The 13,441-nt window shown below is 71.8% G+C and carries 13 protein-coding genes and 1 pseudogene; 8 read left to right on the plus strand and 6 right to left on the minus strand.

The annotated features are described in order from the left end of the window. Positions 1–40: 40 nt before the first annotated feature. Positions 41–742: a potassium channel family protein gene (locus tag RBH18_RS39365; RefSeq protein ID WP_306215611.1), complete on the minus strand. Its 702-nt coding sequence runs from the start codon at positions 740–742 to the stop codon at positions 41–43. 10 nt (positions 743–752) lie between these two features. Next, positions 753–2,051, minus strand: coding sequence for a TrkH family potassium uptake protein (locus tag RBH18_RS39370; protein WP_306215624.1), 1,299 nt, complete (start codon positions 2,049–2,051; stop codon positions 753–755). Positions 2,052–2,309: 258 nt separating this feature from the next. On the opposite strand from RBH18_RS39370, the gene RBH18_RS39375 reads away from it, so the two are divergent. Next, the gene (locus RBH18_RS39375; RefSeq protein ID WP_306215612.1) at positions 2,310–3,035 is read left to right on the plus strand and encodes an SDR family NAD(P)-dependent oxidoreductase; all 726 of its coding nucleotides are present in this window, start codon (positions 2,310–2,312) and stop codon (positions 3,033–3,035) included. A 173-nt stretch (positions 3,036–3,208) separates the two neighbouring features. Next, entirely contained in the window at positions 3,209–5,365 is a 2,157-nt protein-coding gene (locus tag RBH18_RS39380; RefSeq protein WP_306215613.1) for a RecQ family ATP-dependent DNA helicase, read from the plus strand. Positions 5,366–5,430: 65 nt separating this feature from the next. On the opposite strand, the gene RBH18_RS39385 is transcribed toward RBH18_RS39380, so the two are convergent. Beyond that, entirely contained in the window at positions 5,431–6,540 is a 1,110-nt protein-coding gene (locus RBH18_RS39385; protein ID WP_306215614.1) for a C40 family peptidase, read from the minus strand. Positions 6,541–6,631: 91 nt separating this feature from the next. On the opposite strand from RBH18_RS39385, the gene RBH18_RS39390 reads away from it, so the two are divergent. From RBH18_RS39390 to RBH18_RS39410, 5 genes are all read left to right on the plus strand, one after another. Next, complete coding sequence (locus tag RBH18_RS39390; RefSeq protein ID WP_306215615.1) at positions 6,632–6,934, plus strand: metal-sensitive transcriptional regulator; 303 nt, start codon at positions 6,632–6,634, stop codon at positions 6,932–6,934. A 107-nt stretch (positions 6,935–7,041) separates the two neighbouring features. After that, a complete protein-coding gene (locus RBH18_RS39395) occupies positions 7,042–7,254 on the plus strand; it encodes a heavy-metal-associated domain-containing protein (RefSeq protein WP_306215616.1) in 213 nt (70 codons plus the stop codon). Next, a complete protein-coding gene (locus tag RBH18_RS39400; RefSeq protein WP_306215618.1) occupies positions 7,247–8,374 on the plus strand; it encodes a hypothetical protein in 1,128 nt (375 codons plus the stop codon). The genes RBH18_RS39395 and RBH18_RS39400 overlap by 8 nt, the downstream gene beginning before the upstream one ends. A gap of 114 nt (positions 8,375–8,488) precedes the next feature. Next, a complete protein-coding gene (locus tag RBH18_RS39405; RefSeq protein ID WP_306215619.1) occupies positions 8,489–9,154 on the plus strand; it encodes a biliverdin-producing heme oxygenase in 666 nt (221 codons plus the stop codon). Positions 9,155–9,156: 2 nt separating this feature from the next. Then, positions 9,157–9,450, plus strand: coding sequence for a DUF2470 domain-containing protein (locus tag RBH18_RS39410; protein WP_306215620.1), 294 nt, complete (start codon positions 9,157–9,159; stop codon positions 9,448–9,450). A gap of 122 nt (positions 9,451–9,572) precedes the next feature. Here RBH18_RS39410 and RBH18_RS39415 read toward each other — a convergent pair whose 3' ends face one another. From RBH18_RS39415 to RBH18_RS39425, 3 genes are all read right to left on the minus strand, one after another. Next, entirely contained in the window at positions 9,573–11,399 is a 1,827-nt protein-coding gene (locus tag RBH18_RS39415; RefSeq protein ID WP_306215621.1) for a DEAD/DEAH box helicase, read from the minus strand. 517 nt (positions 11,400–11,916) lie between these two features. After that, the gene (locus RBH18_RS39420) at positions 11,917–12,141 is read right to left on the minus strand and encodes a DUF3107 domain-containing protein (protein ID WP_305786059.1); all 225 of its coding nucleotides are present in this window, start codon (positions 12,139–12,141) and stop codon (positions 11,917–11,919) included. Positions 12,142–12,178: 37 nt separating this feature from the next. Continuing rightward, positions 12,179–12,841 (minus strand): TetR/AcrR family transcriptional regulator, encoded by a 663-nt coding sequence (locus tag RBH18_RS39425; RefSeq protein ID WP_306215623.1) that lies wholly within the window; start codon positions 12,839–12,841, stop codon positions 12,179–12,181. 236 nt (positions 12,842–13,077) lie between these two features. Between RBH18_RS39425 and RBH18_RS39430 the strand changes: the two are divergent. Next, positions 13,078–13,441: pseudogene (locus tag RBH18_RS39430) on the plus strand (hypothetical protein); the annotation flags it as partial.

Here is a 13,441-nt window from a genome sequence, read left to right on the forward strand (position 1 = left end):
GAAGCAGGCGACCAGGATCAGGCCCTCCCGCGCCGGGTGGTCATTCCTTGGTGACCCCGGCGAAGCGCTCGACCTTCGCGGTGTCACCCGCCACTATCAGCAGGCAGCCCTCCGGGACGACGGTCTCCGGCCGGGCGTACGTGAAGTCCTGACCCGGCAGCTTCGTGCCCACCACGGTGACTCCCCACTTGCTGCGCAGCCCGATCTCGGCCAGCGACCGCCCCACCGCCTCCTCGGGCGCGCGGACCTTGGAGATCGCGAACCCGTCGTCGAACTCGATGTAGTCCAGCATCCGCCCGGTGATCAGGTGCGCGACCCGCTCGCCCATCTCCGACTCGGGGTGGATCACGTGCCGGGCGCCCACCCGGGACAGGATCTGGCCGTGCTTCTGGCTGGTCGCCTTGGCCCAGATCTCGCTGACGCCGACCTCGGCGAGCGTCAGCACGGTGAGCACGCTGGTCTCCAGGTTCGTCCCGATCCCGACGACCGCCCGCGAGAAGTCCTGCACCCCCAGCTGCCGCAGGGCGTCGGTGTCCGTGGCGTCCGCCTCCACCACGTGCGTCAGCCGGTCCGACCAGTCCTGCACGATGCGCGGGTCGGAATCGATCCCGAGCACCTCGTGACCAAGATTGACCAGTGACTCCGCGACCGAGCCCCCGAACCGGCCCAGGCCGACCACCACGACGTTGTCGGACGTCTCCGGCATGCTGCTCTTCTCCTCGTTGTCGTTGCGTCTCGCCATGCGCTTCCGCTCATCCCACCAGCGGGCGCTCTTCGGGATAGCGATAGAGCCGGCGCCGGGTGTTCAGGGCGATGGCGGTGCCGACCGCGATGGTGCCCACGCGCCCGACGTACATCAGAGCCACGAGGACCAGCTGCGCCGAGGGCGGCAGGTTCGGCGTGATGCCGGTGCTCAGCCCCACCGTCGCGAATGCCGAGGTCACCTCGAACAGCGCCCGGTCGAACGGCACCCCGTCGGTCAGCGCGATCAGCGCGAGGGTCCCCGTAGCCACCAGGGCCACGCCCAGCAGGGCGACCGTGATGGCCTGCCGCTGCGTCTCCTCCGCGATCCGCCGCTTCCTGATCACCACATCCGGCTCGCCGCGCAGCTCCGCCCAGATCACGAACGCCAGCAGCAGGAATGTCGTGATCTTGATGCCGCCCGCCGTGCTGGCGCTGCTGCCGCCGATGAACATCAGCCCGTTCGTCACCGCGATCGTCTCGGTGTTCATGTTGCCCAGGTTGATGCTGTTGAAGCCGCCCGAGCGCGTCATCACGTCCTGCGTGAACGCGGCGAGCACCTTCGTGGAGGCGCCCAGCGGCCCGAGCGTGCCCGGGTTGCTCCACTCGAAGGACAGGAACACCAGGAAACCGGTGACGCTGAACAGCACGGTCCCCCACACGGTCAGCCGCGTGTGCGTCGACCAGCTCCCCGGGGTGCGCCACTCGCGGGCCAGCTCGAACATGACGGGGAAACCGATCGACCCGGCCAGCACCCCGAGTGCCAGCGGGACGCAGATCCACCAGTCGCCCACGAACCGCACCAGGCTGTCCGGGTACAGCGCGAACCCCGCGTTGTTGAAGGACTGCACCGCGTGGAACACCGCCTCCCACACGGCGCGCCCGAACGGATAGTCGTACGTGAGCCAGAAGCGCAACGTCAGCACCACGCTGATCAGCGCCTCGGACACCAGCATGACCAGCGCCACCCGGATCAGCACCCCGCCGACGTTGCCGCCCAGCCCCGCGCTTTCCGCCTGGGCCATCAGCCGGCCGCGCAGCCCGAGCCGGCGCGACACCAGCAGGCTGAGCAGCGTCGCCAGCGTCATGATCCCGAAGCCGCCCACCTGGGACAGCACGGTCAGCAACACCAGCCCGAAGCCCGACCAGTACGTGGGGGTATCGACCACCGCGAGTCCGGTGACACACACGGCGCTCGTGGCCGTGAACAGTGCCGTGACGAACGGCGCATGCCCCGGCTCGGCCCGCGCCGCGGGCAGCATCATCAACACGGTCCCGATGCCGATGGCCCCGAGAAAGGCGAGGGGCACGATCCGGGCCGGATACCGCCACGGTGACCGTCCGCGCACTCCACAACCTCCGCCTTCGCCCGACATCCCCGGTCAGGGTGCCTTACTCGGCCGCCCGAATCGAGAAACATTCCCGCGCGTCGCCCCCGGCGCGCACGGCCCGGACCTCTGTGCCCGCCAGGACACGGTCATATGCCTCAGAGGCGAACAGCCGGTCCGGCCGGGGTTCGCGAGGGCGGCGGCGCTTCTGCGCCGGGACACGACGATAGAGTCGGCGGCATGGCGAGGCTTGCGGTGATCAGCGGGGGCGGAACGGGCATCGGGCGGGCGACGGCCGGCATGCTGGCGGGGGAGGGCTACGACGTGATCATCGTCGGGCGCCGGCCCGAGGTGCTCGCCGATGCGGTCAAGTGGATCGGCCCGCAGGCGTCCGCGGTCGTCGCCGACTGCTCCGAGCCCGCTCAGGTCCCCGCGATCGTCGAGGCGGTGGGTGACCGGGAGGTGGACGTCCTCTTCAACAACGCCGGTGCCTTCATCTCCGGTGACGACGCCACGCTGGCCGATCTCAAGGCGCGCTGGCACGCCGCCTTCGACTCGAACGTCACGTCCGCCGTGCTGGTGACCGAGGCTCTGCGCCCACGGCTGCGCCGGCCGGGCGCACGGGTCATCCTGGTGAGCTCCATCGCCGCCCAGCGCGGTGGGGGCGGCCCCTACTCGGCGGCCAAGGCGGCGCTGCACGGCCTCATGTTCGATCTCGCGGCCCAGTTCGGCCCCGACGGCATCACGGCGAACGTGATCGCGCCCGGGTATGTGACGGACAGTGAGTTCTTCGACGGCCGCATGACCGAGGAAGGCCATCGCCGGCGGGTCGACGCCAACCTCATCAAGCGCCCCGGCGAGCCCTCGGACATCGCGGAGGCCGTGCGCTGGCTGGCCGGCCCCGGCGGCACCTATGTCACAGGCCAGATCATCAACGTCAACGGCGGGTCCGTGCTGGGGCGTTGAGCCCCGTCGCTGTGGAGTTGTCAAGGTAGGCGAACCATCCGGACGCCCACCAAGGTGCCACCGCCGCCACGTCGGGTCAAAGTGATCCGGATCGCCCCTGTGGATAACGCCGGAGCCTGTGGACAACCCGATTTTCGTCGGCCCCGGCTGGTAGACATTGCGGCGTGGCCGAGATGAACCGAGAACCCGTCAGCGACGCCGAACGGGCAGCCGTCCGCGAGTGCGCCGAGGAAGTTCTGCGCCGGTTGGCCGGCGAGCACGCGGTGCTGCGCGAGGACCAGTGGCGGGCGATCGAGGCCCTGGTCGTCGACCGGCGCCGGGTGTTGTGCGTGCAGCGTACGGGGTGGGGCAAGTCGGCGGTGTACTTCGTCGCCACCGCGCTCCTGCGCGACGGCATCACGGCGGAGCCGGGGGAGCCGCCGGCCGGTCCGACCGTCATCGTGTCGCCGCTGCTCGCCCTCATGCGCAACCAGGTGGAGGCGGCGGCCCGCGCCGGCATCAGCGCCCGCACGATCAACTCGGCCAACCTCGACGAGTGGGACGAGATCACCGCCGAGATCCGCGCCGGCGCGGTCGACGTGCTGCTGATCAGCCCGGAGCGGCTCAACAACCCCGACTTCCGCGACAACGTGCTGCCCGGGCTGGCGGCCGGCACCGGCCTGCTCGTGGTCGACGAGGCGCACTGTGTCTCCGACTGGGGGCACGACTTCCGTCCGGACTACCGGCGGCTGCGCACGTTCCTGGAGGGGTTGCCGGGGCGCACGCCAGTGCTCGCCACCACCGCCACCGCCAACGCGCGGGTGACCGCCGACGTGGCCGACCAGCTCGGTGACGCGCTGGTGCTGCGCGGTCCGCTCGAGCGTGACTCCCTGCGTCTCGCGGTGCTCGATCTGCCCGACCCGGTGCATCGGCTGGCCTGGCTCGCCGATCACCTCGACCGGCTTCCCGGATCCGGCATCATCTACACGCTGACCGTGGCCGCTGCCACCGAGACGGCCGACTTCCTGCGCTCGCGCGGGTTCGCGGTGGCGTCCTACTCGGGCCAGGTCGAGGACGCCGACCGTCGCGCCGCGGAGCAGGATCTGCTCGACAACAAGATCAAGGCGCTGGTCGCCACGTCGGCGCTCGGCATGGGTTTCGACAAGCCCGACCTCGGCTTCGTGGTGCACCTCGGCGCCCCGCCGTCCCCGATCGCCTATTACCAGCAGGTCGGGCGCGCGGGCCGGGCGGTCGACCACGCCGAGGTCATCCTGCTGCCGGGCCGGGAGGATGCCGCGATCTGGCGCTACTTCGCGTCGCTCGCGTTCCCGCCCGAGGATCAGGTGCGCACGGTGCTGAGCGCGCTGGCTCCCGACCGTCCGATGTCGACGCAGGCGCTCGAGCCCGTGGTCGATCTGCGTCGCGCCCGGCTGGAGCTGATGCTCAAGGTGCTCGACGTCGACGGTGCCGTCCGGCGCACCCGGGGCGGCTGGGTGGCGACCGGGGAGCCATGGACCTATGACGGTGCCCGCCTTCGCCGGGTCGCGGAGGCGCGGACGGCCGAGCAGCAGACCATGATCGAGTACGCGGCCACTCCCACCTGCCGCATGGAGTTCCTGCGCCGCTGTCTCGACGACCCGGAGGCGCGCCCCTGCGGGCGCTGTGACCGCTGTGCCGAGCCGCTGTTCGACACCGAGGTGTCGGCGGAGGCGCTGGCCGCCGCCGGTGCCTTCCTGGGTCGCGCCGGCGTGGAGATCGCCCCGAAGAAGTTGTGGCCCAGCGGGCTGCCCGCCGTCGGTGTCCCGATCAAGGGCAAGATCCCGCCGGCCGAGCAGATCCTGCCGGGCCGGGCCGTGGGCCGGCTGTCGGACCTCGGCTGGGGAGGGAGACTGCGCGAGCTGGTGTCCCCGGAGGCACCGGACACCGCTGTCCCGGACGCGGTCGCGAGCGCCGTCGTCGAGGTGCTCAAGTCCTGGGCCCGCGGGGACGACGCCTGGGAGCAGCGGCCCGTCGCCGTGGTCGCGATGGGCTCCCACCGGAGACCCGAGCTGGTGGCCAGCCTTGCCGCCCACATCGGCCGGGTGGGGCGTCTCCCGGTGATCGGCACGGTCGCCACCCGCCCGCGCCCCGACGACGGGCCCCGGGGCAACAGTGCGCAGCGGGTGCTCGCCCTCCACGACTCGTTCACGGTGCCGGCCGATCTCGCGGCGGCCCTGGCGCAGCTGGACGGGCCTGTGCTGCTGGTGGACGACCTGGTCGACTCCGGCTGGACGATGACGATCGCCGGCCGGGCTCTCCGCCTGGCCGGTGCGCCGGGGGTGCTTCCGCTGGCCTTGGCCGTGGCCGGCTGAGGGATCGGCTGATCGTCATGAACGACCTCGTCCCGGGCGTCCGCCGCGGCGCCTGGACCCGTTGCTCAGGGGCGGCCGAAGCCGTGGATCGGCTGGGAGTCGATGGTGGCGACGCGGATGTGCTCGCCGAACTCGGGCGCGTGGATCATCCGGCCGCCTCCGATGTAGACGCCGACGTGGCTGACCGGGCTGTAGAAGAAGACGAGGTCGCCGGGGCGCAGATCGCCACGGCTGAGGCGGGCGGTCGTGGCGTACTGGCGGGCGGCGTTGTGCGGCAGCGAGCGCCCGGCGGTGCGCCAGGCGGCGAGGGTCAGCCCGGAGCAGTCGTAGGAGCCGGGGCCGTCCGCGCCCCAGATGTAGGGCTTGCCCAGCTGGGCGAAGGCGAAGGCGACCACATCACCGGCGGGCCCGGCGACGTAGTCGGGAACGGGGATGTCGCCCTGCCCGGGATAGCGCGAACCGCCCGCATAGGCGAGCGTGCGCAGCTGTTTGAGGGTGGTGACCTCGCCCTCGATCACGGCCTTGCGCAGGGTGAGCTGACTCTGCTGGCGCTGTTGCCGGGCAGCCAGCTCGGTGAGGGCGGTCCGGGTGCTGTTCACCCTGGTGCGCGCGGCGCGCAGGTCCTCGGCGACCCGGCGCTCCTCGGCGGCGAGCTCGTGCAGGACAAGAAGCCGGTCGACGAACTGGTGCGGGTCGTCCGCGGCGAAGAGGGCGACGGTCGGCCCCGAGCGCGTGCGCTGGTAGGTGCGGGCGAGCAGTGCGTCCATGAGTGCCTGCCGCTGTTCGAGTTCCCGGGTGAGCGGGCGGAGCCGGGCGTTGAGCTGCTGGATGCGCGACCGGGTGGTGCGGAGGTCGTCGCGGGAGTTGTTGTAGTGCTCGACGACCACTTCGAGGCGGCGGGCCGCGGCGGTGATGCGCTTGTCGAGCTCCGAGGCGGTCGGCCGGTCCTTGCGGCGGTGCAGGGCCGGCAGGGGTGCGACGTGCTCGTGCGCGGAAGGGGCCAGTGCGAGCGAGGCAGGGTGTGCGGCGGCGGGCGAGAAGGCGGCGGTCGCCGGGGCGACTGCGGTGGGTCCTTCGAGCGCGCGTGGGGCAGGGTGCGCGGCGGCTGGCAAGGGGAGCAGTGCGGCGGTCACGACAGGGAGCACGGCGACGCGGAGCAGGAGGGAGTTCGGCACAGCGAAATAACGACACAATTCGGACTTAAGCCACGCTTTTGCGAGGGATGGCGGGCCGGGCGTGTATACGGGTGGGGGGTATGGTTGGGTCATGACCAGCGAGCACGACCATCACGGTCCGCACGGGTACTCGGGCGACAAGGCTGCCTTGCTCGGCCGGCTGCGGCGGATCGAGGGGCAGATCCGGGGGCTCCAGCGGATGGTGGACGAGGACACGTACTGCATCGATGTCCTCACCCAGATCTCGGCCGCCAAGAGCGCGCTTCAGGCGGTCGCCGTCGGGCTGCTGGAGGATCACCTGGCGCACTGCGTGGTCGACGCCGCGCGCGCCGGGGACCCGAGCGCCAAGGTCAAAGAGGCGTCGGACGCGATCGCCCGGTTGATCCGTTCCTGACGGGCGCGGCGCGCACTCGCGCAGCCCGATGTCGACGGAAGTCCGACGCGCCGTCACGGACGCCGCTGCGAAACAATGGGAAAGTCCGAGGGAAGGAAACGCCAGCCATGGCCGTCACCAGCACCTACACCGTCACCGGCATGACCTGCGGACACTGCGTCCAGGCCGTCACCAGCGAGCTCTCCGGCCTGCCGGGCGTCGCGGACGTCCAGGTGGACCTCGGCAGCGGAGCCGTCACGGTGACCAGCGCCGAGCCGCTGCCCGCCGAGGAGGTCCGAGCCGCGGTGGACGAGGCAGGGTACGAGCTCGCCGATGCCTGACCGACCCGCGGACACCGAACCCGCCGCCGGCGCCCAGCCCGTCGACGCCCAGCCCGCCGATACCGAGCCAGTCGCGGGTGCAACGGCTGCCGGTTCCGGCTCTGCCGAAGACGGGCAGGGCGGCGCGCCGGTGGAGATCGGGCTGGCGGGCGGGCAGGGACGGGAGCGGAGCGCTGCCTTCCGGCTGGCGATGTTCGGTGCGCTGATCGTGGTGGTGCTGTTCGCCGGGTACGGGATCGGGCGCCTCAACAACTCCGTCGAGAATGCCGCCGCGCCGGCCGCTACGGGTCAGGCCGGTCATGACATGGCGGGGATGTCGACGGCGGCCCCGCATGACGACACCGGCGCCGCACCGCACGTGCACAACACGGATGGGACGGTCACGCAGGTCGCCGGGTCGACGACTACGGCGGCGCAGTCGGTGGGCGGCCTCGCCGTCACGTCGAGTGGGCTCACGCTGGTGCCAGAGAGCACGACGTTCACGGCCGGCCGGAGCCGGCCCCTCCGATTCAAGGTCACCGCCGCGGGGGGAGCGCCCGTGACCACGTACTCGGTCGTGCATGACAAGCCGCTGCACCTGGTGGTCGTACGCCGGGATCTCAGTGGGTTCCAGCACCTGCACCCGGCGATGGCGCCGGACGGGACGTGGTCGATCGATCTGACGCTCGCCGCGCCGGGCAGTTACCGGGCGATCGCCGACTTCACCGCTGTCGTGGGCGGGCAGCAGACGCCGGCCACGCTCGGTGTCGATCTGACCGTGGCCGGCAACTACGCGCCGGTCGGGCTGCCCGCGCCGGCTACCGAGGCGTCGGGCGACGGGTTCACGGTGAGCTATGCGGGCACGGCCAGCACCACGGCCACGCAGCCGGTCATCATGACGGTACGTGACCAGAGCGGCGGGCCCGTGGCGCTGCAGCCGTACCTCGGGGCGTACGGCCATCTGGTCGTGCTCCGCGAGGGTGACGTCGGCTACGTGCATGTCCACCCCGAGCCCGCGCTGGTCGACGGGGCCGTCAAGTTCTGGCTGGCTGCTCCGGGTCCTGGTCGTTACCGGATGTTCTTCGACTACCAGGTCGCGGGCAAGGTGCACACCGCTGCCTTCACCACCGTCGTGGAGTAGGCCGGCCGGTCGTGACAAGCGAGGGGCAGCCCGGCCATTGCGGGGACGAAATTGGTGGATCTCCCTTCGGGCTTCGTTTGTTAGGCTGCCCTAACCAAGCATGGAGGTGCTGCGATGACCTTGGCCGACCCTCCCACTGAGCGGCTGTCCGTCCGGCTGCGTACCGGGACCCGTCCCGACCACGACGCCGCCCAGGGCAGTGGTTTCCTCGACCGGCTCGCCGCGGGCACCCTGCCGCGCGCCGCGTACGCGGATCTGGCCACCCAGCACTGGTACATCTATGAGGCCCTGGAGCGGGCCACCGTCGCGATGGCCGGGGACCCGGTCGGCGGGCGGTTCGTGTTCCCGGAGCTGACGCGGCTTCCCGCGCTGAGTGCCGACCTGCAGCACCTGAACGGCGGCATTCCGGACACCGCGCAGCCCGAGGGGTTGCTGCCGGCCACCGCCGAGTACAGGGCGCGGCTGCACGCGGTCGCCTTCGACCAGCCGTGGGCGTACATCGCGCATCACTACACGCGATACCTCGGCGACCTCTCCGGCGGCCAGTTCCTGGGGCCGGCTATCGCCCGCGCGTACGGGTTGGAGGGCGACGGGCACCGCTTCTTCGTCTTCGACGGGGTCAAGCCGCCGGCCTTCCGCACCCGGTACCGGGAGTTGCTGGACGAAACCGGCTTCACGCCCGGCGAGGAGGAGCTTTTTCTCGCCGAGGTGACGGAGGCCTACCGGTTGAACATCGCCGTGCTCGCCGAGCTCAAAGAGCGCTGGGCTCAGGAAGGCTGACCATGACTTTTCCCCCTGAGGTCATCGACCAGGTCGCGCGGCACATGAACGACGACCACGCCGAGGACAACGTGCTCATCGTGCGGGGTCTCGGCGGGGTCGGGGCCGCCAGCGCCGCCCGGGTGTCCAGCATGGACGCCGACGGGATGGACTTCGAGGCGACGGTGAACGGGATCGCCGTGCCGGTGCGCATCCCGTTCTCCGAGCGGATCACCGAGCGCCGGCAGATCCGGACGGAGGCCGTTCGCATGTACCAGGAGGCCTGCGCCGCCCTGGGACTCGAGCCGCGGCACTGAAAAAACAGCCAGGCAGGCCGCGGCACGAGGAAGACAGCACGAGGCAAAGCCGCGCCGCTGAAAGTGAAGGCACGAAAAGGGCGCCCCGCCGGTCGGCGGGGCGCCCTTTGTCACGCTGGGGATCAGTCCTCGGAGCCCGTGCCCACGCCGGCCTCGGACCCGCCACTCATCTCGCCGGTGGCAGCGCCCTCGGAGCCGGCGTCCTCACCCGAAGGGCGCGCACTGCGGCGACGACGGCGGCGCGGCTTCGCACCGGCGTCGGCGGAGTCCCCGGCCGGCTCGGAATCCGCCGAGGCGGCCACGGAGGCACCCTCAGCCGGCGAGGCGGCCACGGAGGCACCCTCGGCCGACGAGGCGGTCAGAGTCGGCGAGCCCAGGTCTGCCGAGGCAGCCGAATCCGACGCGGGGGCGGCTTCGTCCGCGCCGGTGACCAGCTTGCGGCGGCGCCGGCTGCGCGGGGCGCGGGCCGGGGCGTCCTCCGCCGCCACCTCGCCGGAGGTGGAGTCGGAGGCGGAATCCGGAGCGGCGCTGTCGTCGCCCGAGCGGCTCCGGGACCGGCTGCGCGAGCGCGGCGGGCGACCGCTGTCACCACGGTCGCCACGGTCACCGCGGCCGCGCCGGCGGGTGCCGCCCAGGTCCTCCTCGACCTCGGCGGCGAGGCCCGCGCGGTTGCGCTCGGCGGTCGGCAGGGTGCCCGAGATGTCCGACGGGATGTCGAGGTCGGAGTAGAGCGCCGGGGAGGTGTGGTACGTCTCCGGCGGCTGCGGGGCGTTGAGGCCCAGCGACTTGTCGATGAGGGCCCAGCGCGGCATGTCCTCCCAGTCCACGAACGTCACGGCGACGCCCGTGGCACCCGCGCGGCCGGTGCGGCCGATGCGGTGGGTGTAGGTCTCCGGGTCCTCGGGGCAGTCGTAGTTGATGACGTGCGTCACACCGGAGACGTCGAGGCCGCGGGCGGCGACGTCGGTGGCGACGAGGACGTCGATCTTGCCGGTGCGGAAGGCGCGGAGGGCGCGCTCGCGGGCACCCTGGCCCAGGTCACCGTGCACGGCGGCCACGGCGAAGCCACGGAAGTCGAGGTCCTCGGCGACGCGGTCGGCGGCCCGCTTCGTACGCGTGAAGATCATGGTGAGGCCGCGGCCGTGCGCCTGCAGGATGCGCGCCACCATCTCCAGCTTGTTGAGCGGGTGCGTGCGGTAGACGACCTGCTTGGTCAGCGGCGACGCGGCGCTCTCGGCGGTGTGGCCGGCGTGGATCGTCACCGGGTGGCGCAGGAAGCGGCGGGACAGCGCGACGATCGGGTCGGGCATCGTGGCCGAGAAGAGCATGGTCTGCCGCTGCTCGGGGAGCATGGCGAGGATCTTCTCGACGTCCTCCAGGAAGCCCAGGTCGAGCATCCGGTCGGCCTCGTCGAGCACCAGGGCCTTGATGGAGTCGAGCTTGAGCTGCTTCTGCTTGGCGAGGTCGAGCAGCCGGCCGGGGGTGCCGACCAGGATCTCGACGCCCTTCTTGAGGACGTCGACCTGCGGCTCGTACGCCACGCCGCCGTAGATGGGCAGCACGCGCACGCCGCGGGTGGCGCCGGCGGCGGCCAGGTCGCGGGCGACCTGGAGGCCGAGCTCGCGGGTCGGGACGACGATGAGTGCCTGCGGCTTGCCATCGGAGCCCTCGCCGGGCGACGTGATGCGCTCGAGGAGCGGCAGGCCGAAGCCGAGGGTCTTGCCGGTGCCGGTCGGCGCCTGGCCGATGAGGTCGGTGCCGCGCAGCGCGATCGGCAGAGCATATTCCTGGATCGCGAAGGCCCTGGTGATCCCGGCGGCCGCCAGCGCCTCCACCGTCTCGGCGCGGACGCCCAGCTCGGCGAAGGTCGGGCTGTCGGTGCGGACGGGGGCGCGGGTCAGCGCCGGGACCAGGGCGGGTTCTGTCTCGTTGGTGTCGATGTCGGTCATGAAGTCCTACGGGTGCCTCTCGTGGTGCGCCCGTCGAATTCCTGGGCGCGATTGGGTAGGGCGCGGGCCACACGCGAGAGAGAGCTCGCGGGCCGCACGCGCGTCGCCGCGGCGAACCAGCTGAGGAGTCCAGCCAGTGGAAGGGTCCAGAGGGTCTGAAGCAGACCAGCTGACGATCGATGTGGGCGGCGACGCTGCAAGTCTACCCGACGGAGAGATTTCCCACCCCTGGCGCAAAGGGGACAATGCCCGGGACCTGCTGCTGAGCAAATGCCGGGCCTTATGCTTCGCCGTCCGGCAAAAGCCCGGCGCCGGGAGAAACGGGAAAAGCCGCAAATGGCGCGAAGGCCGGGACGAGGGGCGAACCCGGCCCCAGCGCGCCGGATGACAAACGCCACCAGAGGAGCGGAAGGCCGACCCGCCCGCCGTCCAGGACGGGTGGCAGGTCGGCCTTCCCAGGCGCTCGAGGAAGGCGGCGGGCTCGCCCGCCACCCTCGAGAAAGCGGTGAGCCGCAGCTCAGCGCGTGGTGAAGCCGAACGGGCGGTTGGAGCTCTCGGCGATCTCCACGTAGGCCAGCTTGGCGGTCGGCACGATCACCTTGCGGCCCTTCTCGTCGGTCAGGGTCAGGACGCTCTCCTTGGCCATCGCCTCGGTCACGAGCTGCTCGACCTCGGCCGGCGTCTGCGCGCTCTCCAGCACCAGCTCGCGCGCGGCGTACTGCACGCCGATCTTGACCTCCACGGGTCCCTCCCTCTCAGCAGTCTGTACGCACTGAAGGCTAGCCGATTTCCGCAGGCGCGCCCGGCGTTGACTCACCCTGCAGCGGGAAGCTCGCGATGCCACGCCAGATCAGGGCCGCGACCAGCGACTCCGCCTCGTCCTGGGGGGTCTGCCGGCCGGCGGCCAGCCAGTATTGCGCGGCCTGGCCCGCGGCTCCGACCAGGCCGGAGGCGATCAGCTCGGCGTTGGCCTGGCTCAGCCCTGTGTCCGACACCACGGTGTCGGTGATGGCGGCGATGCACCCCTGCTCGACCCGCTCGACCCGCTCGCGCACCTGCGGGTCGTTGCGCAGGTCCGATTCGAAGACGAGCCGGAACGCCTCGCTCTCGTGGTCCATGAACTCGAAGTAGGCCCGGACGGCGCCCTTGACCCGCTCCTTGTTGTCCGGGGTGGCCAGCATCGCGCCGCGGACCTTGGCGATGATCGCGTCGCAGTGCGTGTCGAGCAGGGCGAGATAGAGCTCCAGCTTGCCGGGGAAGTGCTGGTAGAGCACCGGCTTGGAGACGCCCGCCCGCTCCGCGATCTCGTCCATCGCGGCGGCGTGGTAGCCCTGAGCCACGAAGATCTGCTGCGCGGCGGCAAGCAGTTGCTTACGACGCGCGGAGCGCGGCAGGCGCGTCGGGCGCCCCGCCGTCTGTGCTCCGCCGGACGCAGCGGTCATGTCTACCAACCTCCGAGCTCGTCTCCGCGCCGCGCGTGCCGACGCGGCTGCCCGGTTCGGCGATGGTCGCGTCCGGGCGGGCAAAAGTCGCAACGCTGCAACTTATCGCCACTGCCACAACACGGTAGCCTCAGCACGGGGCAAGCGAGGAGCGCGGTGTGGACGAAACAGGGCAGAACGGTGACGCAGGTACCGCGGAAGGCGGTACCGGTGCCGAGTCGCGTGACCGTGCCCTGGTGAACGGCTGGGCCCCGCGGGAGAGCCCGTGGTCCGCCGGCTCCGCGCTCGACGCCGAGGACGACGTCCCGTCGTGGCGCCGCCCGGCCACCGAGATCCGTCCCTACACCCGGGAGCGTTCCCTGACCACCGACTCGTCGCCGAGCGACCTCCGCGCCTATGGCACGCCCCCGCACACCTTCGCGCCGGCGCCGCAGTCCGAGCGCGCGGCCGGGGGCCCCTACCAGCCCGGCCCGCAGAACGAACGGCAGAGCCTGCCGCACGAGCGGCCGGGCGCCGCGCCGGTGTCCCCGGTGCCGCTGACCGGCCCGATGCCGGGCTCGCCGGCCGCCCGCCCGTCCTCCCCGGCGCCGTCCGGCGGCG

It is taken from the genome of Actinoplanes oryzae (genome assembly GCF_030757795.1).
GTDB lineage: Bacteria > Actinomycetota > Actinomycetes > Mycobacteriales > Micromonosporaceae > Actinoplanes.

Excerpts from the sequence above, each read along its gene's own strand:
- RBH18_RS39375 (WP_306215612.1), top strand. The coding sequence starts at position 2,310 with ATGGCGAGGCTTGCGGTGATCAGCGGGGGCGGAACGGGCATCGGGCGG.
- RBH18_RS39415 (WP_306215621.1), bottom strand. The coding sequence starts at position 11,399 with ATGACCGACATCGACACCAACGAGACAGAACCCGCCCTGGTCCCGGCG.
- RBH18_RS39390 (WP_306215615.1), top strand. The coding sequence starts at position 6,632 with ATGACCAGCGAGCACGACCATCACGGTCCGCACGGGTACTCGGGCGAC.
- RBH18_RS39425 (WP_306215623.1), bottom strand. The coding sequence starts at position 12,841 with ATGACCGCTGCGTCCGGCGGAGCACAGACGGCGGGGCGCCCGACGCGC.
- RBH18_RS39365 (WP_306215611.1), bottom strand. The coding sequence starts at position 742 with ATGGCGAGACGCAACGACAACGAGGAGAAGAGCAGCATGCCGGAGACG.
- RBH18_RS39395 (WP_306215616.1), top strand. The coding sequence starts at position 7,042 with ATGGCCGTCACCAGCACCTACACCGTCACCGGCATGACCTGCGGACAC.
- RBH18_RS39400 (WP_306215618.1), top strand. The coding sequence starts at position 7,247 with ATGCCTGACCGACCCGCGGACACCGAACCCGCCGCCGGCGCCCAGCCC.
- RBH18_RS39380 (WP_306215613.1), top strand. The coding sequence starts at position 3,209 with ATGAACCGAGAACCCGTCAGCGACGCCGAACGGGCAGCCGTCCGCGAG.
- RBH18_RS39405 (WP_306215619.1), top strand. The coding sequence starts at position 8,489 with ATGACCTTGGCCGACCCTCCCACTGAGCGGCTGTCCGTCCGGCTGCGT.
- RBH18_RS39410 (WP_306215620.1), top strand. The coding sequence starts at position 9,157 with ATGACTTTTCCCCCTGAGGTCATCGACCAGGTCGCGCGGCACATGAAC.